General features: G+C 46.9%; 25 protein-coding genes. 2 read left to right on the plus strand and 23 right to left on the minus strand.

Annotation, left to right across the window (positions count from 1 at the left end; genetic code table 11):
- Positions 1–115 precede the first annotated feature (115 nt).
- Positions 116–2,254: a serine/threonine-protein kinase gene (locus R3187_RS09985; RefSeq protein ID WP_318966738.1), complete on the plus strand. Its 2,139-nt coding sequence runs from the start codon at positions 116–118 to the stop codon at positions 2,252–2,254.
- Here the strand turns inward: R3187_RS09985 and R3187_RS09990 are convergent.
- The 6 genes from R3187_RS09990 to R3187_RS10015 all read right to left on the minus strand — a co-directional run bounded on the left by R3187_RS09990 (position 2,251) and on the right by R3187_RS10015 (position 6,319).
- The gene (locus R3187_RS09990; protein WP_318966740.1) at positions 2,251–3,099 is read right to left on the minus strand and encodes a cobalamin-binding protein; all 849 of its coding nucleotides are present in this window, start codon (positions 3,097–3,099) and stop codon (positions 2,251–2,253) included. The genes R3187_RS09985 and R3187_RS09990 overlap by 4 nt on opposite strands.
- 8 nt (positions 3,100–3,107) lie before the next feature.
- Positions 3,108–3,743 carry a cob(I)yrinic acid a,c-diamide adenosyltransferase gene (gene cobO / locus R3187_RS09995; protein ID WP_318966742.1) on the minus strand — a complete coding sequence of 212 codons (636 nt, stop codon included), beginning with the start codon at positions 3,741–3,743 and terminating at the stop codon, positions 3,108–3,110.
- Positions 3,744–3,817: 74 nt separating this feature from the next.
- Entirely contained in the window at positions 3,818–4,804 is a 987-nt protein-coding gene (locus R3187_RS10000) for an iron ABC transporter permease (protein ID WP_318966743.1), read from the minus strand.
- Complete coding sequence (locus R3187_RS10005) at positions 4,801–5,586, minus strand: ABC transporter ATP-binding protein (RefSeq protein WP_318966744.1); 786 nt, start codon at positions 5,584–5,586, stop codon at positions 4,801–4,803. Before R3187_RS10005 ends, R3187_RS10000 begins: the two co-directional genes overlap by 4 nt.
- 105 nt (positions 5,587–5,691) lie before the next feature.
- The gene (locus tag R3187_RS10010) at positions 5,692–6,069 is read right to left on the minus strand and encodes a hypothetical protein (RefSeq protein WP_318966746.1); all 378 of its coding nucleotides are present in this window, start codon (positions 6,067–6,069) and stop codon (positions 5,692–5,694) included.
- 40 nt (positions 6,070–6,109) lie between these two features.
- Entirely contained in the window at positions 6,110–6,319 is a 210-nt protein-coding gene (locus tag R3187_RS10015) for a hypothetical protein (protein WP_318966748.1), read from the minus strand.
- Between the two features lie 27 nt (positions 6,320–6,346).
- Between R3187_RS10015 and R3187_RS10020 the strand changes: the two genes are divergently transcribed.
- The gene (locus R3187_RS10020; RefSeq protein WP_318966750.1) at positions 6,347–6,976 is read left to right on the plus strand and encodes a PRC-barrel domain-containing protein; all 630 of its coding nucleotides are present in this window, start codon (positions 6,347–6,349) and stop codon (positions 6,974–6,976) included.
- Between the two features lie 85 nt (positions 6,977–7,061).
- On the opposite strand, the gene wrbA is transcribed toward R3187_RS10020, so the two are convergent.
- The 17 genes from wrbA to R3187_RS10105 all read right to left on the minus strand — a co-directional run bounded on the left by wrbA (position 7,062) and on the right by R3187_RS10105 (position 18,647).
- On the minus strand, positions 7,062–7,664 hold the full coding sequence (wrbA, locus tag R3187_RS10025) for an NAD(P)H:quinone oxidoreductase (protein ID WP_318966752.1): 603 nt from the start codon (positions 7,662–7,664) through the stop codon (positions 7,062–7,064).
- 147 nt (positions 7,665–7,811) lie between these two features.
- On the minus strand, positions 7,812–8,645 hold the full coding sequence (locus tag R3187_RS10030; protein ID WP_318966754.1) for a GNAT family N-acetyltransferase: 834 nt from the start codon (positions 8,643–8,645) through the stop codon (positions 7,812–7,814).
- Positions 8,642–9,040, minus strand: coding sequence for a thiol-disulfide oxidoreductase DCC family protein (locus R3187_RS10035; RefSeq protein WP_318966756.1), 399 nt, complete (start codon positions 9,038–9,040; stop codon positions 8,642–8,644). The genes R3187_RS10030 and R3187_RS10035 overlap by 4 nt, the downstream gene beginning before the upstream one ends.
- A gap of 24 nt (positions 9,041–9,064) precedes the next feature.
- Positions 9,065–9,529 (minus strand): DUF3592 domain-containing protein, encoded by a 465-nt coding sequence (locus R3187_RS10040; protein ID WP_318966793.1) that lies wholly within the window; start codon positions 9,527–9,529, stop codon positions 9,065–9,067.
- A gap of 734 nt (positions 9,530–10,263) precedes the next feature.
- On the minus strand, positions 10,264–11,361 hold the full coding sequence (locus tag R3187_RS10045) for a serine hydrolase domain-containing protein (protein WP_318966758.1): 1,098 nt from the start codon (positions 11,359–11,361) through the stop codon (positions 10,264–10,266).
- A 480-nt stretch (positions 11,362–11,841) separates the two neighbouring features.
- The gene (locus tag R3187_RS10050) at positions 11,842–12,243 is read right to left on the minus strand and encodes a GFA family protein (RefSeq protein WP_318966760.1); all 402 of its coding nucleotides are present in this window, start codon (positions 12,241–12,243) and stop codon (positions 11,842–11,844) included.
- A 99-nt stretch (positions 12,244–12,342) separates the two neighbouring features.
- The gene (locus tag R3187_RS10055; RefSeq protein ID WP_318966762.1) at positions 12,343–12,870 is read right to left on the minus strand and encodes a hypothetical protein; all 528 of its coding nucleotides are present in this window, start codon (positions 12,868–12,870) and stop codon (positions 12,343–12,345) included.
- Positions 12,871–12,920: 50 nt separating this feature from the next.
- On the minus strand, positions 12,921–13,244 hold the full coding sequence (locus R3187_RS10060; RefSeq protein ID WP_318966764.1) for a hypothetical protein: 324 nt from the start codon (positions 13,242–13,244) through the stop codon (positions 12,921–12,923).
- A gap of 289 nt (positions 13,245–13,533) precedes the next feature.
- Positions 13,534–14,427: a hypothetical protein gene (locus tag R3187_RS10065; RefSeq protein WP_318966766.1), complete on the minus strand. Its 894-nt coding sequence runs from the start codon at positions 14,425–14,427 to the stop codon at positions 13,534–13,536.
- Between the two features lie 58 nt (positions 14,428–14,485).
- Positions 14,486–14,677, minus strand: coding sequence for a hypothetical protein (locus tag R3187_RS10070; protein WP_318966768.1), 192 nt, complete (start codon positions 14,675–14,677; stop codon positions 14,486–14,488).
- Positions 14,678–15,171: 494 nt separating this feature from the next.
- Positions 15,172–15,501 (minus strand): hypothetical protein, encoded by a 330-nt coding sequence (locus R3187_RS10075; protein WP_318966770.1) that lies wholly within the window; start codon positions 15,499–15,501, stop codon positions 15,172–15,174.
- Between the two features lie 131 nt (positions 15,502–15,632).
- Positions 15,633–15,830: a hypothetical protein gene (locus R3187_RS10080; protein WP_318966772.1), complete on the minus strand. Its 198-nt coding sequence runs from the start codon at positions 15,828–15,830 to the stop codon at positions 15,633–15,635.
- A gap of 92 nt (positions 15,831–15,922) precedes the next feature.
- Positions 15,923–16,237 carry a hypothetical protein gene (locus R3187_RS10085; protein WP_318966774.1) on the minus strand — a complete coding sequence of 105 codons (315 nt, stop codon included), beginning with the start codon at positions 16,235–16,237 and terminating at the stop codon, positions 15,923–15,925.
- Positions 16,238–16,306: 69 nt separating this feature from the next.
- Entirely contained in the window at positions 16,307–16,744 is a 438-nt protein-coding gene (locus R3187_RS10090) for a DUF1851 domain-containing protein (protein WP_318966776.1), read from the minus strand.
- Between the two features lie 112 nt (positions 16,745–16,856).
- The gene (locus R3187_RS10095) at positions 16,857–17,162 is read right to left on the minus strand and encodes a hypothetical protein (protein WP_318966778.1); all 306 of its coding nucleotides are present in this window, start codon (positions 17,160–17,162) and stop codon (positions 16,857–16,859) included.
- Positions 17,163–17,243: 81 nt separating this feature from the next.
- On the minus strand, positions 17,244–17,633 hold the full coding sequence (locus R3187_RS10100) for an SMI1/KNR4 family protein (RefSeq protein WP_318966780.1): 390 nt from the start codon (positions 17,631–17,633) through the stop codon (positions 17,244–17,246).
- A gap of 519 nt (positions 17,634–18,152) precedes the next feature.
- A complete protein-coding gene (locus R3187_RS10105) occupies positions 18,153–18,647 on the minus strand; it encodes a rod shape-determining protein MreB (RefSeq protein ID WP_318966782.1) in 495 nt (164 codons plus the stop codon).
- Positions 18,648–19,376 lie beyond the last annotated feature (729 nt).

The following is a 19,376-nucleotide window of genomic DNA, read 5'->3' on the forward strand; positions in this document are numbered from 1 at the left end:
GTTGCAGCAACATAGCCCCAAACACCGCTGCACCTGAATACTGTACCCGAATACAGTAAATGACTACTGTAAATGAATACGAAGGCAGCAGAATAAATAACAAGGTAACTTAGAGATGTCTGATAACGCCGATAAAACGACCCCCGCTGATAATCCGGCTGGCAATCCGGTTAATAGCCTAGATGATAGACCAGCTGATAGCCTAGCTGATAAACCAACTGCTAAACCAGCTGAGAATAGCGCTGCAGCGGATAACGACGTGACTAAAGCCAGCATGATTGACAGCACGGCAACTAACGTCGCAGACGACAATGAGAAAACCCGCTTTGCCAGACCAAATAAAGCGGCCAGCGCACCAGCCCGCGATTTAAGCGGCAACACAATCAAACAACGTTATCTGCTGGAATCAAAAATAGGTTCTGGCGGCATGAGCGATATTTACCGGGCACGGGATACTTTTTTAACTCAGGCCGGGGTTACTGAAAATCAGGTGGCGATTAAAGTACTGCAGCCTCAGTTTGTCAGTCAGCCTGAGGCACTGCAATTATTGCTGCAGGAAGCGCACCGAACACAGCAGTTGTCGCATCCGAATATTGTCAGGGTCTTTGATGTCGACAGTTCACAAGACTGCTATTTCATTGTTATGGAATATCTTGACGGTGAAAGCCTGGACCAGGTGATCAAGCGTTACAAACCTAAAGGCCTGCCCCTGACAGCCGCCATCAAATTACTGGACCAACTTGCTGCAGCGCTGTCCTATGCCCATAGTAAAGGCATAGTGCATGCCGATTTAAAGCCGGCCAACATCATGGTTAACCGCAGTGGTCAGTTAAAAGTGCTGGATTTTGGTGTGGCGCATACCCTGCAGCTTAATCATGATATTTATGCTGCAGAGCAGCATAACCCGGCCGCAGCCCTGAGTGGTTACACGCCAGCCTACGCCAGTACTGATTTGCTGGCTGGTAAAACCCCGTCGGTCAGTGATGACACCTTTTCATTTGGTTGTATCAGTTACGAATTACTGACCAGTAAACACCCCTTTGAACGGATCCCAGCCGATAAAGCCGCAGAGCAACACAAACAGGCCGCTAAACCCGATCATCTGAATGTGTTGCAGTGGCTGGCGTTAAAACGCGCATTGCGGTTTGACAGCGAAGCCAGGAATATCACTATTGATAAGCTGCTACGGGCATTAAACCGCCGCTACTGGCCGGTAGCCACGGCAGCCTGTATTGGCGTGCTGGCAGCAACCGGCCTTTGGCAGCTGTATAGTCAGCAGCAGCACCAGTTGCTGACAATGCAGCAGCAACAGCAACACCAGCAGCAGCAACAGCAGCGCTATCTGCAACTGGCTGACAGCGATGCAGCTGAATTCCTGGAAGCGTTCAGCAGCCTTGAAACAGCCGGACCGCTGGTACGTTCAGGTTTGCTGCGATTACAATCTGAGCGGTTACTGGCCTATTTTGAACAGCAGATTGATAGCGTGATCAGTGACCGCCGGCACAATTACCCCGACTATCCGCAAATTGAACAACTGCTGTTTCAGGCCCAAAGTCTGTATCCTGATTCGCACTACTTAGCAGACATTGCCAGCAGCATGAGCCGGAGTAAGCAAACAGCGCTCGATGTGCTGCGTAATCAGCTTAATAGTCTGCTTGTCAGCCAGCAATATCAGGTTAATTCTGAAGAGTCGGATATTTATCAGATTCTTGCGGATATTAAACGGATAGATCAACACTACGCCATCGTGCCGGATGAGGCTGAAATTGCAGCCTACCAGAGTGCATTTGCTGCTGCCAGCCATGATCATGACGCCCTGGCGTTAAAAGCACTGATTAAAGCCGGCAACCAATTTTTCTCTGGCAGCGAACAACTGCAGCAATTGCTGGCCCATGGTCAGCAGTTACAGGCTGCAGTTGAGGCCATGGCGGCTTATCATGCTGCAAAAGAGACCGAAACACCGCTGCCTTTTCCCCATCAGGCTGCAGCTGTTTTCTATCAGCAAACCTTTGACAGGCTCACTCAGCAGTTAACCGTCAGCCGCTCTGCACGCGACACTGACTCTGTCTTTGAGCAATATGAGTTGTACAGCAACCAGCTGCCGGCTGATTTCAGTTTACTGGTCGGTTTAAAACGGCAACTTGCAGACAAGTACCTGACCCTGTCAGGTGAATTGTTAAAAACCAACCAGGTACGGAGTGCTGAGCGGCTGATGCGCCGGGCTAATAGTCTGATGAGCAGTATCAACAGCTAGCGAAACCGGTCCAGCCCCTGGCACAGCTGCTTAATCCCCTGCAAGGTGCGGGGGCTGGTGCGGTACAGCAAGTCGGCGTCAACCGTTATAAACTGGTTAAGGGTTACGGCCGGTATCACCGGATACGCCTGCCAGAAACGGGTATCTGCTGGTTTGCCGCCGGCAGTAGCCTGAATTATCACAGCAGGTTGTGCCTGTAACACCTGTTCTATGCCCGGTTGCGGATAATCGCCTTTCGAATCGGCAATAATATTATTAGCGGCGCATAAGCGAATCGCCTGGGCCGGCCAGGCTTGATTGGCCACCGAGCTCAGCGGCGCTGTACCCATGCTGAAAAAGACCGGCAGCCTGGTTTTAGTTTTATAGGTCTGGCGTAGCTCGGCCAGTTGTTGTTCAAAGCGCCTCGCTGCCGTCTCAGCTTGTTCTGAATGCCCGGTAAGCTGGCCAAGAGCGCGCAGCTCTGTCGCAATATCGCTGATAAGCAGCGGATCTGAGAATGCCACCTTAATGCCAAACTGCTGCAACCGGCTGATGTCAGCAGCAACATTACCGGTTTTCCAGGCAATAACCAGATCGGGGTTAAGGGCTAAAATGGCTTCAAAATTAACACCGGCATAATTGGCGACTTCGGGTAAATCAGCGGCCGCTGGCGGGTAATCGCTATAAGCACTGACGCCAACTACCTGGCCGCCGGCGCCAATGGCATACAGTAATTCAGTAATATGTGGTGCCAGCGAAATTATTCGCTTTGGCGCGGTCGCCTTATCTGCCAGCCCGGGTGTATCAGCAGCGGCAGTGATCAAAGGTGCAGCCAGGAACAGCCCGCACCATAGTAATAACCGCATTGCCCTAATCACCAGTCAATGCCCCGCTGGGCCTTAATACCAGCGTCAAATGCATGTTTAACCACCTGCACTTCACTGACGGTATCGGCCATGTCAATAAGGGTACGATGGCACGAACGGCCGGTAATAACCACATGCTGCGAAGGTGGACGGTTTTGCAACGCCTTTACAATGCGCTCCAGGGCAATATAGTGATAGCTCACCATATAGGTCAGCTCGTCCAGCAGCACTAAATCAATAGCCGGATCGGCCAGCATTTGCTCTGCCCTCGCCCATACCTGCTCTGCCGCCGCAATATCAGCGGCTTTATCCTGAGTATCCCAGGTAAAACCGGTAGCCATTACTGCAAATTCCACCTGATGCTGGGCCAGTAAATTGCGCTCACCGCAATCCCAGCTACCTTTGATAAACTGCACCACCGCTGCCGTTAAGCCATGGCCCACCGCCCGCGCAACAGTACCAAATCCTGAGGTGGATTTGCCTTTGCCGTTACCGGTAATCACCAGCAACAACCCTTTTTCGGTTGTCGCCTTATCAATACCCTGCTGCACGTGCTGCTTTAACTTTTGCTGGCGCTGCTTATGGCGCTGCTGGCCGGTTTGATCGCTGTTGTTGTCACTATTGGTTTTATCTTTATCAGTCATATTGTTATCAGTCAGTATTTTTATTAGTGATGCTTTTTAGTGATGTTTTTATTTGTGATGCTTAGTACTCAGCCTCAGGCTGCACTCCTGCGCTGGCGCATTATTACCAGAAAAAATACACTGCCAAGCACGGAGGTAATAATTCCCAGTGGGATCTCCTGGTTCAGCAAAGCACTACGGGCCAGGTTGTCGATCCAGACTAAAAATAACGCACCGAAAACTGCACAACCCAGCAGCAACGGTACGGCAGTCACCCCAACAAAGTAACGCACCAGATGTGGGATCATCAGACCAACAAAGGCAATACCGCCACACTGCGCTACAATACAGGCCGTTACCAGCGCGGTAAGCAACAGCAGAATAAACCGCAGCCGCGTTGGGTTAACCCCTAATGTCTGGGCGCTTTCATCGCTAAGTAATAAGGCATCAAGCTGGCGGCGCAGCAACAGTGCTATTAGTAGTAAAACACTGACCGCCGGCGCAATCAGGCCAACACTGCCCCAGTCCGTGCGGCTTAAACTGCCCATCAGCCAGAAAATAACCTTATTGGCAGCAAACGGCTCGGCAAAATATAGAATAAAACTGCTGATGGCACTGAGCATAAAAGAGACGGCTACCCCGGCCAGTAAGGTCATTTCAATTTTACGCCACTGCCGGCCCATACACACCAGAAATACCAGGGCGACTGCAAATATCGCCCCGAGAAATGCCGCAAGCGCCAGGCTTAACATATGGGGCGGCAGCAAAATACTGGCGATCGTAGCGCCGAGGCCGGCGCCTGCCATTAAGCCAAACAGGTAAGGGTCGGCCAGCGGATTGCGGCTGGCATTTTGTAATACGGCACCGGCTATCGCGAGCCCGGCGCCCACCAGCATGGCGCACAGCAGCCGCGGCAGGCGAACCTGCCAGACTATGGTGCTGGCAAGCGGGTTTTGCGAATTGCCCAACAAGGCCTGCCAAACCTCAGTTAATGCTAAACTGGCAGTGCCAATAGTCAGGCTCAGCAGCGCACTTAACATCAGCGCCAGCAGCATTAAGCCCAGCACAACCGGCTGCTTCATTGGCTGTCTCCACTGGCAAAAAAGGTGATTTGCAATTTGCCATGCACCGGATGCAGCTTGACTTCACAAGGCAACTGAAATACCTCACTTAATTGCGGCCCAGTCATTACCTGCTCGGGCGATCCAAACGCCAGCAACTGGCCCTGATGCAGCAAGGCAATTTTATCGCAGTAGCGGGCGGCTAAATTAAGGTCATGCAGGCAGGCCAGCACCGTTTTACCCAAGCCACGGCTTAGTTGTAAAATCTGGTGTTGATACAATACATCCAGATGATTAGTCGGCTCATCCAGTAGCAACAATTCTGCCTGCTGCACTAATGCCCTGGCCAGATAAAGCCGTTGCAACTCGCCCCCCGACAGAGTTTCTACCAAAGCCTGGGCTTTATGTTGCAAACCCAGTTGCTGCAATGCCAGCTTAATTTGTTGCTCATCTTCGCTACTGTTAACGTCAAACCAGCCTTTGTGCGGCAGTAAGCCCATTGCCGCTACCTGATACACTGTTAACGCAAATACCGGCGGGCTGACCTGACTGACGCTGGCTATCCTACAGGCACGCTGACGACTGCTTAGTTTGGTCAACGAACGTTGCTGGAACAGGATTTCACCGAAGCTTAACGGCTGGATGCCGTTAATCAGCTTCAGCAGGCTGCTTTTACCCGCACCATTGGGGCCGATAATGCCAATAAAGTCGCCTTTATTTGCGCTGAAGCTGACGGGTCCAACGATGGATAGACCATCAATCGTCAATGCGGCCTGATTAAGTCGTAACAACGCCGGGGGCAAACGCAGCTCCTGCCATATCCTGAATAAACAACACTGCCGGCAAATAGCCGGCAGTCAATGGGGTTATTTTTGCTAAGTCGGCGATAATAGCCGCTTAGCGTGGCATTAGTCCAGATTGGCCAGTAAGGTTTTGTCCAGCCCGTCTTCATTTAAAATTTTAACAATGGCCTGACAGTGATCCAGGGTAAAGTCGCCCTCACCAATTTGCGTGTTTAGCATCGAACGACGTTTCAACACAATGTCAGCCACCTGTTTGCCATCAGCCAGTTTACTATGTAATTTTTCTAACCACGGATACAGCTTCTGCTCAGCGTCATAGGCTGCCTGCCGTACCTGCGGGTGAAAATCCTGACAGGCATTAATATTCAACAGATAAAAATTTAAGTAACCCGCGACGGTTATCAGCTTGTAATCCTGGGTGTCTGCCTGCACTGGTGCCGTTACTATCAACGCGGCCACTGCGGCACTTAACCATTTTTTCATTGTTATTCCCTGCCATCTGTTGCTAATTATGCTATCCAATCTAAACAGAAAATGACTGTTTTGCAATCTTGCCACCAAAAAAAGCCGGCAAGTTAACGGTAAGTTTTACATAGCAAATGAGCAAACCTTTCATCGTTTTATAAAATATCGCTGTTTTGGCTGATTTAGCGGGCATAAAAAGTGGAATACTGTTTGCATTCTCTTCCAATGTCACAACGTTTACATCAGGAACGTTAGCACCTGATGACATTTTTAACTCGTGATAAAGGAGGATGTAATGAGTTACTTAAAAAAAACTGCCTTAGTCAGCTGTGTAGCCTGCGCCTTAGCACTTCCAGTCACTGCAACTGCTGATGATCATATGATCAAAGCCAGTAATATTATTTATAGCGATATTACTAATGGTCTGAATACTTTTGGACGGATAGAAAATGTATTGCTTAATAGAAACAGTGATGCAGTTGAATACCTGTTTTTTGAAACGTCCAACACATTTCGCCCGGTTAGCAATACCAAAGGCTTCGTTGAAATCAGCAATGTAAAGTTCAACGCTGACGCTGGCGGTAAGTTACAGGTGCTTGTGAAAGATACAAACGCTCAGCGCAAACCTCAAGAGCTTGAAGTAACACATAAAGAGGCAGAGTATCGTTTGGTTTCAAAAATACTGGATGAATACATTATGTTTTCTGATCAGCAGATGCGCCAAATTGACGATATCTTAATAGACCGTAAAACCGGCAAAATTAAGTATTTTACCGTTGATATGGCAACCGACGGTTTCTTTTCAGATGATATCAGAGCCATTCCGGCTGATGAAGTGCATATTAAATGGTCTGGTCAGGTGAAGTCGTCAGCGTCACTTACTGATGTCAGCAGCCACAAAAAGTACCAGATGGGATCAATGTAATTCTCTGAAAGCATTAGTGTAAGTAAGAACAGGGGCCGGTGTCTGCTACAGACACCGGCCTTTTTGTGAGGATCTGTTGGGTTGGTCAGCCTGCTTGTTTAGCCGCAACTTTTGCCACATGAGCGCCCTGAAAAAAGGCAATTTTCAACTCATTTTCAGACGGTTGTCGCTTACCATCACTGCCAGCAAGGGTGCTGGCGCCATATGGTGTGCCGCCGGTAATTTCATTCATATTGTTCAATTCCTGACAGGAATACGGAACGCCGACAATGATCATGCCCTGGTGCAATAAAGTGGTATGTACCGACGTTATAGTGGTTTCCTGACCGCCATGCTGGGTGGCCGTAGACGTAAAAACGCTGCCCACTTTGCCGATAAGTGAACCCTTAGCCCAGAGTGGTCCGGTCTGATCAAAGAAATTCCGCATCTGGGCGCACATATTGCCAAAGCGCGTAGGTGTGCCAAAGATGATGGCATCATAATCTGCCAGCTCCTCCGGGCTTGCCACAGCAGCACTCTGGTCCAGCTTGGCACCGGCTTTTCGTGCTGTCTCTTCCGGCATAATTTCGGGCACACGCTTGATAGTAACGTCAGTGCCACTGACACTGCGGGCGCCTTCAGCCACTTTTTCCGCCATCGTCTCCACGTGACCATACATACTGTAGTAAAGAACAAGAAGTTTTGTCATGTTGCATCTCCTGAGGTTGGTGGTTTTGCAATAGAGCAAAGCTAACGCTGCCCACTAAGCATAGCCTATCAGTCAGATGATCCTATTTTCAGCACTGAGTCCCCGCTGCAATAACAACTGCGGATGCAAAAGCTGGTCGCTGTATTATCATTCAGCGACTTCTGACCAAACCGCATATTCATTACCATTAGGGTCGGTAAAATGAAACCGACGGCCTCCCGGAAAGGCAAAAATATCCTGAATAATAAGACCACCTGCTGCGGTTACCTTATCCAGGGTGATTTCCAGCTGATGACTGTATAACACTACCAGTACGCTGCCATTGCTGGTGGTTGCAACCTTGTCTGATTTAAAAAAGCCGCCATCAAGTCCGGCATTGGCAATGGCCATATACTCCGGGCCATAGTCAATAAACTCCCAGCCAAATACCGTATTAAAAAAGGCTTTGGTTTTTGCCAGATCACGCGCCGGCATTTCCAGGTAATTAATTTTGCCAGTATCGGCCATGTTAGTATCCTCGTTTTCAAGCAGCATATAAACCATGTCGCTATCTGATTGGTCTGCCTGGGCAATAAACCCCAGGCGCTGATACAGCGCTACTGCCCGGGCATTACTACGATATACATTAAGGCTAAGCTGACTGCCACCCCGTTGCCAGGCCAGCGTAATCAGTTGCGAGCACAATTCGCGGCCAACGCCCTGCCCCCGGTATTCAGGGTTAGTAATAATCCGGGCCAGATGATAGCAATCTTCATTAATCTTAATAAGCTGGCCAAAACCAGCCAACTCACCATTCCTTTGCAGGCAGTAGGCGTTATCCGGACAAAACATCATTTCAGCCGCCAGCTGCGCCGTTTGCAGCGGAAAACTAATTCGTGGTCCCGCCCATACCCGGCAGGCTTCAGCATTAGTCAGCCAGCGGCTGACGCTGTTTAAATCCGCCATCGATGCCGGCACTATCGATGTCATTGCCAGCGTCATAAGAACCGGTCTTTGTCAGCGGCTGTTGGCACCCGGCACTGGCTAGCTTTGCCAAACATTTTATAGCGATTACGGGCAAAAAGGCGGTAACACCAGTCTCTGAACGGCCGGGGTATCACTTTTAGCACGCGAAACAAAGACCAGTAACCACTGAGATCTTTGGCAATTTCCAGCGCCGCATCAGACCAGACATAGGCTTTACCCTGTTTAATCAGCACAAGCGTTGCCGGCCCGCCGCTACTGATACTGTAGGTTTGCATTATTTGTTTTGCCGGCTCGCTTTGCATCGGTGTAAAGACAAACTTTGCTGCCGGGTCACGTTTAATAATAAAATCAACGGCCCCGTTGCAGAAGTTACATACCCCATCAAAAATCACCAGATATCGGTTATCCATATTTCCTGCTTTTTACAACCAACCTTAGCCAATAATCCTGAACCAGGCCAGCAGAGCGAGGGTGGCACCAACAATCACTGCCAGTGCGCCCAGGATTAAATCGCTGTAGGGTTTATTCTTGTTAAGGCCGGAAATAAGCACCGCCTCAGCATGATTTCGGGGGTTATAATAAACGCTGATGTCGCTGCCCACAGCGTGCTGTCTGGCAAAGGCAAGAGTTTCAGGATACACCATCGTATAGAAGCTGACGCTGCGGGCATGGTGGCTGATGCCATCAACGGTGTAACTGTACGCCACATCCAGTTTTTCAGCGTCGATCGTTTTACCGTCAACCAGCCGCGGGCCCCATAGTTTTACTGTAGTCAGACGCCCTTTAACTGCTGGCCAGTGCCGGCTCAATTTTGCCTTTTTATAACAGCTAATGGCATGGCCCAGCATATAAATACCAAACAGCAGAAATATCACACCGACAATCAGTGGCAGGTTCATCGCCAACGCTTCCTCCTGAATTTTTGGATTGCTCTGAAGGCTGACATTGCCGCAAGCCAAAGCGTTCCGCCAAGTAACGCGGGGTAAATAAGTAACAGATCAACGCGTATATTACACTCACCGGAACACAGCACCCGCTTATACATAAAGTACTCATAGACAGCATACAACAGCCAGAGAACAGACAACACGAAGAACGCTTTCCTGCGCGACAAGCGCCAGCAACCATACATAGCGAGCGCAAGCAGCAGAGCGATTGGGATTGGCTGGATCATTGCTGTATTGATCCGCGTTTATTCATTTGTTTAACTGCCGAAGTTGAATGTGATTACCATCACAATCTGCAATGTTTGAAACTTTAAATACAGGGTTGCTCAAATCACCAGAGTAAATAACAACACCGTTTTGCGCTGGCCCAGACATATGCTTTTCCTTGCCGTGAACTGTGAATTGAAAGAATGCAGATAAACCAAACAAGGTAACAGCAAAATATTGCTCTTACCTATTAATAGTCGACACTCGGCTATGCACATTGGCGTTCAAACCCAGCCGGGCTGACATAGCCAATTTTTCGTGCTTTTGAATAAAGCTATTTTTCAGCGCCGCATACAAAACACTATCATTCCCACCTGATGCTCAACGATAACTCCATTAGCTTTTAACAATCTGCGTCAGCGGCGGTTGGTAGAGAGTCCGCAGCATGTTTTTTTGTTGGGAGGCGGCAGTTCTTGCCACTACTCACCAGCCGGAGTGGCGACCAGAAGCAACATCTCCGGCATGTAAGGAATGGCCTCCTCGACGTTGTTCCACAATATTACAACACCATCCGCGTCGATTATCCGTTGGAACATTGCGCTCCCTCCGGATCCCGCACCGCCATGCTCGGCGACGCGAACCCGGCGCCCATCTTCAAGCTCCAGGATGGGAAGGCTAAAGCCATAACCGTAGGGTGCACCGTGCGCCGGGTGAAACCGCTGAGCAAGCGAAGGGTCCCCGTGCGGGGTGAAAACGAGGTTCCAGGAAGCTTGTGAGAGAAGCACACCAGATCCCAGTGCCCGTGCGAAGAGCAACATGTCATCAAGCGAGCTGACAATCCCCGCCTCCCCTTTTTGGATGCGTTCAATCGGAGCTCGCTGCTCACCCCGATAGCGAATGGCAACACCCCCGGCCTCGGCCGGAATTGACGCCCAGTGTGTCTCGCTCATGCCAAGAGGTTCGAATATGCGGGAGTGCAAAGCCTCTTCAAATGGGCGCCCGGTAACCTCCTCTATGATTTTCGCCAGCAGAATGTAGCCCGTGTTCGAATAGCCAAATCCCGTTCCGGGAACATACTCCAGGGGTTGCTCAGAGACTATTTTAAGTACACTGTCACGCTGGAGATTGGGGAGATTGTCCCAATAGTTTGGGATGACAGAGACATAGTCGGGCACACCTGCGGTATGGCTGAGAAGGTGGTGGATCAAGATTTTCGCTACCCCTGGTCCTTTGTAATCCGGCAGATAGTCGGCGATGCTGCCGTTGAGATTGAGCTGACCTGACTCCACGAGTTGCAGCACAACGATAGCAGTAAACGGCTTCGAGACGGAGAATAGGTCAAAGGGCATTGTTGCTTTGTTCGACAGCCCAGCATCACGGTCCGCCTGGCCCACCGCCCCCCGGAAAAGCACCGTCTTGCCGTCAGCGACTAGCAAGCCACCATGCCATTTCCCGGTCGTCGCGTACTCTCTGGCGATCGATTCTGCTTTTGCAATACGCGGGTCCTGGGATGATGCGGTATCCCTGCAACCAGCGAAGACCAATAATAGAATGGATATGCCTACCGGCATCCACATAGGTGTGTTCATCCTCAAAAGTGCTTACTCCCTGTGCATAGCATTGGGCGTCCCGCGAAAGCCCGCCGGGCCGCAGCATATTGCTTGGGTTTGTTATACCTTGTTTTACAGAGCGTGTACCAGCCAGTAAATGATGATCACTACGCAACCAAAAACCAAAAAATACTGAGGAACCCACGTTTTTCTAATTAAAGACCAAATTGAGCCAACAAACAAAAGCAGAGACAGTGGAGCGAAAATATTTATTTCGAGTATGAACCAACTCTCATAATCATTACCGACATACCTTCCAGAGCAAAGTCCTGATATCGGCCATACAACCCATGCCGAGAGCGCTGTTAAAAGTAAAATCTCTATTAATGCCAAATTTTTAAGCACCTGGCGATTTACTCAGACAGTTAACGCCCAAGTTAATTGGTGAGCGCAGCGAGTCCGGCGCCGAGAGGTGCGAACTAACACGGATTTTTATGTGATAGCCGTTCACTCTGGCAGCTTCTCGAATTCTGGTACATCATCTAAATCTTTATCCCAATCAGCTTTGCTAGACGTAAAGATGTGAGCTGTTGGTGACATAGAGACTGCCGTATCCAGACACCCTGCGGGAACGAGAAGCAAACCGCCTTCATGAATGTTAGGCAATGCTGAACCGCAGAACTTGCAAAAACTTTTCGTGTGGCGGGTGCCTGGAAGCCTGAAGGTAGTCACAGACTCTGAGCCTGCCAACCAGGACAACTTAGCTGACTTCGAAAATAAATTAGCCGCATGAGCAGACCCAGTATCCTTTTGGCAATGCTGACAATGACACAGGTAAAAACCGTCGAACGTCCCTTGCACTTCAAATTTTGCATTGCCACACAGACAAGTACCATAATAACCAGTCATCAAGCCTCCCTCTGTTGTCTGTAGTTTGCACACACATAACGCGAAGCACACCAGAAAATTTGGCGCGCAGCGACCAATTTTTCTGAGTGATGCCACTTGTTATATTCCAATTTTTTGTACACCAAAGTTAATCTGTTCAACTGGTATAACTATTTGTTGATAGCTACAACCAACAGTCCCTTGTTCAGTTAGCAATACATGATCAAAAGGTGGTGCCATATCGAACAACTTCCCTTCAAAAGTAACGAAAGCATCAAAATCAAATTTTGTTAAATCCACTTTCGATTTAGAGAGACAATCTACAACTGTGTATTTTGCAAAACATATTATCTTGTGAGTTGGCTCTGCATTATGGAAAAAAACTCGACTATGTGCCGCTGCTTCATAATCACTGCCCGAACCATAAATGACAAGTGATTCATTATTGGAGCATACAACTCTTTCAACCAGTAGTTCCCAATTTGCTTGCGCCCAATCATCAAAATACTCTTCAAATGAGACTAAGCATAATTCTTGCTGTTCTGCGTAAAATTTATGCATTTCATATGACTGAGTAACCAATTGATAATTGGCATTTAAGAAGCTGATGAAATTAGCGATGCAGGAATTTAGAAACTCAATCTTCATGGAGGCAACGTCCTATCCTTGGGAAGCTCAAATTTGCTTGTCCGGTGAATTTAGCGAACCGAAGTCCAAACAAAAACTATTATGCTCAAGCAATATAAGCCAATAAAAAGCCAGTTAATAAATAATACAGACAACCAGGCTTTTGAGTTAAACGAAAAATAATTTCTATTTTCTGTTGTTAATAAGATTAATGAGCTAGGCACTACAAACAACAAGACGAAACCAACAGCAAATAATGCAGTGCCTATCCATGCCATAGCCAAAGCAGCGCCTGCATATACAGGTGTATTTGGTTCAGTATCACCAAATAGAAAATAAGCAAAGCACACTAATAAAATAGGGATGATGTTACCAATTATTTGCAGAGTCTTCATGATAAGCCTGTTTAAATAAAACGCTCCACGGATGCATGCGAACTATAAGCGTCGCAGCGGCCGCTGGCTCCGAACGACGCGGTTTGTTATAAGCTACGATTAAGCAGCCTTGGATTGCTTTTAGCAAGCATAAGAGATGCATTATCAATAAACGGCCATGCTTCGAAACTACCTGATTTAAAGAATATTTCCTGCTTGTTATAGCAGCCAAGTTGTCTTTCAAACAGGTTATAAACTATTGGCCTGGCACCCGCTTATCGGGTGAGTTGCTATGTTAGGCTATATAACCTTAACTTTTAACAATACTGATTTTGTTGCCATCAACTTTCCATGTGATTTTATTCTCTGTTGTTAATATGTAAATTGGAACTTGGTGCAACAAACTGAGAAAGACATGAACAGCGTTTGGTGTAGGTTCAACGATATGACTTAAAGTTAACGCTGCTACCCTTTCTGTCCTTTGTAACACAATACACGATTTTGAAAGGGGGTTATTCTCCAAAATCTCTTCTCCAGACTCATTAATAATTAATTGGTAGTTGCCGCCAGCCATAACTTCCCCATGTTTGACTGACCCCGCCAAGAGATAAACGATGTTGTAATTGTTTACCTCATCATTAAATTTTATAACGGCGGTATTATACCTATCCGAGCATGCTTTAAATTCGCTTTTTAACGCAGTTTGCCTTGCTTTAAACATGAAGAGCTGGCTGGAAGTGAGTTCAAATCCCTCGATATGAGCCAAGTACGTTTGTTCTAAAACCCGACCTGATTGGGTTTCTACTTGATATAAGCCTTTAAATTCGCCCTCAACATCACCTACGAAAGTCACAATCATTCTGCCGCTAGTCATTTCTTTATCGGCATGTTCGGTTACCCAGCCACGAAGTCGTTTATCTCGCCCTAAAACGCCATTATCCGATAAAAAATCGGTAACAACCCAAGCTGCAATATCCTGCATGTAAATTTCTGCACCAAACATTTCAGCCTTTGCTACAGCGATTTGAAGATCTTCTGGGATCGTATTCATTATTCTATAAGGGTCATGAATATCTGTGTTTTCTTTAACCAGCGCGGTTTTAGTACACCCAACTAACATCAATAGAGCCATTATTATTATGTATTTGGACATATCTGCATTCTCAAAAGTATACAGGTGTTTAACGTAGCTGTTCTTACCCATATAAAGTTAACTTCAGTTCCATGAATTTGCTTTAGAAAATAAAAAATTGAGATAGTGTTTAGCTTCCGTCGTCATTGCTACCCTTCTTCTTAGCCATACTTAGGCCAAGTGCAGCTCCAATGGCAACACCAACACCAATACCCAGACCGACATTACCCATGGCAATACCGATACCAGAGCCTATCGCCACGCCAATTGCTATACCTACGCCAGTGTAATATTCCGTATTCTTTTTGTTTGGATCAGACATCTCAACTCCTCAGGCACCTAACGCCGCAAGCAGCAAGCGTTAGAGCGCCCATCGGGCGCGTTTTTGATGGCGCTTATTAACGAGCACTGCGCACAAACCAACTAGAACACAATAAACATAAACTGTACAAATAAGTTAATGGCCAAATAAAAGCAATAAGTACCCCAATAACTTTACTTATGCTTTTAAAACTATGAATGACAGAGCAACCCCATAGATAGAGCAAAGAACACAGTGACATTGTAAGAAGTAGCAATTCTAGTAAATGCATCTCCGGACCACTTAAACCCGAATCAGCTACCCGAGGGTCTCCAATGTAAATTAGCAAACCCAAATAACCCCACATAATCACACTGAGGACTATGAGTACGGCGAGTGACTTTGGATTTAAGAAGTATTTCATAATGCTCGTTAACGCTCGCAGCACAGGCCGAAACCCGCGCAGCGGGTTGACGTCGCAACCAGCGCTTTTTGCTGGCGATAATATTTGTTTGTTAGCGTCTGTACTCGCAGAGACGCGCAACCTGATCTTGTGTTTCTTGTGAAAACAGTGCCAATTGTTCATCAGTTAATACACCATGATGTTTCAAGGCGGCTATTTTAAACACTGCATTACTGCGTTTAATATCATTAAACATCTCAGCGATGACTTCATCTTCTTTATTAATTAATTTCCAAAGCTCTAAGTAAGTCTCATGCTCCCGGCCTTTACGGGTAGATGATATTTGCTCGATGCGCCGAAATATTGTCTCGCATGCAGAATTAAGCAAGCTCTCTTTTAAGCTGCTAAGCCTTTTCCAATCTTTTTCAGGTACAGATGACATCTGAGCTTTCTCCTGAAGACGCTAACGCCGCCAGCACGTACGGCTTAGTAGTGAAGGCGAAACCGCAATAGAAAAGGCGTCGCCGTGCCTTGCTTTGTTATAAGCCCGATGCTGGATGTTTAAATAATGCACTAAAAAAAACCAGCTATTTTTGTTAATGCTACTAATACTAACAATACAACAAATACCTTAGGGAAATACGGATGTTTTGTCTTCATCCACGCTAAAGCCGGTGATTTTTTAGAAGTGGCCAGAATACCGCCAAAGTGCAATGCACCGATTATGCAAACAATGATAACTAAAATGCTATTCGCTGGTTCAGAGATCAACGTAGCTCCTTGAGCTTATAACGCAAAGTTTGAGGCGGCTGGTGCGCAGCCTAAGCCGACCCAGCCACGACAGTGGCGACAACAGCGCTTTGTTATGCATGACTTAACTCGCCGTACCTTAAATACATCAGATTGTCACCGCCACCTATTTTCCATGGCTTTCTACTATCGCGTTCAATAATTTCATTGAGAACTACATTATGTGGACAACTAGCAATTATTTCCGCTAACACGCAACTTGCTGATTCAAGATGATCGTTTGTTGCATCATCAGTAAAAACTGCATGGAAACTCAATTTTTTATCGATTAGCGACACGTAAAGAAAGCGAAGCGTATGAGGAACCTCACCTAACATTGCGATCTGTACTCTTCTAGCTATATCCATTGATACCACGATCTTACTCATGCATAACGCACGCAGCACGCGCAGCCGCATTGGAGTAGCCGCCGCCGTGCCTCTGATTGTTATGCGAGCTCAATCCACCACCCTCAGTTGAATCTCTGCACCATCTGGAAGGTCATGGATTTGCTTTGCAACGTCGCCTGAGAATCGAACAAGCTCAACAAGCGGAGCGGTCTTGATGTTTGAAATGGCATATTCGCCCCCGAGCACACCGGGGATCACCAAACAGTATTTCGCGCCTTCAGGAAGCTCACCCAAATTCGCCCTTGCCTGCTCGACCAGTGTTTCCATACGCCAGTCTTCCAAAAACTCCTGATCAGAAGACAGGCGAACCAACTCGTCTCGGGTGTTAGCTACAACCTCACAGTAAGCATCTTCAGGGCACAAGCGCCAGTATTTGCCCTCAAAATCTTCGATCATAAGGTTGCCAAAATCGTTCTCTCCTACGATTTCAACAGGATTGATACCAACCCAACCCCACGACTCTCTAATTTCCTGAATGATACTCATGTCTTCCTTTGCGCATAGCGCACGCATAACGGGCAAATATTGGTTGGCTATAAACCGAAGCGCAGCGTAGGAGCCAACAAGTATTTGTCCAGTTGTGGCGCTTGCTATATTTTTACTTTTTGATTACAACACACTTTACATCCGCTTTTAAAGCATCCACTCTGTTTTGACATTCCAGTAACGCTCGCATGTTGGCAGCTTTTTGGGACTTATAGTCATACGAAAATCCAAAAACTTCTCCATTTTCGCTTTTGCCGAATGCAAACGCTTTATAGTTTTTATGCTTTTTAAACTTTTCAAAAGCAACTTGAGTTTGTTTTGAACATTCATTTTTTACACAAAAATCTTCATTCAAATTCGAAGTAGTACTGCAACCAGAAATAATTATCAAGGAAGCAAAGATCCATTTAAATTTCATTGAGGTAAAAATCTCCAAAAAAAATATAACGCTGAACGAAGCGGCTCGTCTCACGCGTCCGCCTTCCGTGACTTGTTATGACTAGAACCGATTACGCTCCAGCCAACTAATAAAATCCGGGGCATCCTCTGTGAATCGGTTTGTCTCGTGGTCCCAAAAAAAGATTGCTGGAGACTCCCCGACTGACCAGCAGAAAAGGTCACCGCAACCATTGCTAGCAAAAGCCACATAAGCCCGACTTTTTACGTAAATCTGATTCTCTAGCAGTTCCTGTGGTGCGAGTATTTCAGCGCTAAACCTCAGATCGTTTAAACCGCCCAATCTGACAAAATCACGATACCAACCTTTGAATTCAGTTCTCAGAGCCAACTCTGCCTGATCCATTTCGCCCTCGGAAGGAATCGGATTATCAAGCCGATACTTTTCGTTCTTGGCCAGAATACTCTCAATCTGATGCATAGCTTTAGTCATAACGCTCGCCACACACGCGCGCAACTTGTTGCGAGTCGAGCGCCAAAGGCGCGTTGTGATGGCGATTGTTATGTTTGGCTATCATAATCGCATACCAACTATCCACGGCAATCCATGCTATCTTCTGAGGATAATCGATATTGCTTTGGAATTATTAAAATTAAAGGTGTGACAATCAATACGATAGTTAGCAACCTGCCGAAAAACCAAGGAATGACAGATTCTAATAATGGCACCCCGCCAAATATTGCAATAACAGGTAAAACTCCTGACAGCCTATGCATAGGAGTAAACTCATGTAATGTGCCACACTTTACGCACCTATGCTTAGTCCAAATAAAAGAACCAAGAAACCAGCCCAAAGATAATCGATATGAACATTTTAAACACTTAGGTAGCATTTTTCAGGGGCCTTTCTATTGGTGCGCATAACGCTTTGCTAATTGGCTGCCGCAGCGCAGCGTAGGCAGTCCAGTGGAGGCCACGCTTTTTGTGGCGGTAACGAAATTAAGCAACTTGTTAAGTGGCTTTGATTTTAGCTTTAATATCATCATAGCTCTGTGCGCGCACATTGATTTTACTGCCAGTATGGATCAAAACTTCCCTTGCTCCCATACCGCTTGCAAGTTCACGTAAGACACGCTCCTCTATATCGCTGAGCCCGCCATCAGTTTTTTCTAGCTGATGCATGATTACTCTCGGCGCGGCTCTCAGCTTTGAGCTAGTAAGAGTAAAGATACCATGCTGCAAAATCTTTTCTGCCAGCATGAAATTTCCGATAAAACTTCTGGTATGTGAAAAAGGGTTCGATGTCTGAATAGTTGGCCCCGATAATGATTTAGCTTCTCGACCAATTGCCTTAATCTTTTCTTTTCCCTTTGCGCCTTCCAGCGCTATCCAAGGTTCAATTTCAATAAATTGCCCGGTTGAAAATTTTTGCATTGTGACTATATTTTCACTCAACTCAACCAGCAGATCGAAGGAAAACAGGCTTCTAATGAATTCGAATATCAAATGCGGCCTCCAAGCCACTTAACGCCCGCCTAAACGGCGAGCAACTTGTTGCGAGTCCAGCGGCCGCAGGCCGCGATGTTTTAGGCGCTTGTTATATGTCATAAGCTACTTTTCCCAAGCGATACTGTTTGTATATCACCGCGAAATCGTGCACTCGAGTTTGAGCGCATATATATACCTGAGATCACGCAAATGAAAAAAATTATTGCGTATGGCCATGTTTCTACAACTTTGACGTACTCTAATTTTTCTAACAAATACCCCAAAAGCACAAATATCGAACTTGTCCAAAATAACCAGGTGCACTCCTGTTCGAACGGAAATGACATTTCAATAACCTTTAAGTAATGCCTGCACTTAGGACAAATAATTGATTTATCCTTGCATCTCCAGTCTTCACAAATACGCTCATGTTCTCCAAAGACGATTTCGCAATTTCCGCAACAATATTTATGCATAATGAGACATATAACGCTGCCAGCAGCGGCCGTAGTGGAGGAGCGAAGCGCCGGAACGAAGGTCCAGCACACGCAGTGGGCGTTGCTGGCTGGTCTTGTTAGCTGTAACTTGGCACCTACTTTGAGTCATGACTGTTTTCATTTACGAGATTGCGCACGTACTCGCTTTTGTGAAATTGTCTTGAGACCCAAGATTTAAAAGTTGGGTGGCTTAGCATATTTTCTCTGGTTAATGCCTTTGTTACCTTACCCTCCATACCTTCAGAAACAA

Origin of the sequence: Arsukibacterium sp. (genome assembly GCF_033721375.1) — a bacterium.
Taxonomy (GTDB): Bacteria; Pseudomonadota; Gammaproteobacteria; order Enterobacterales; family Alteromonadaceae; genus Alishewanella.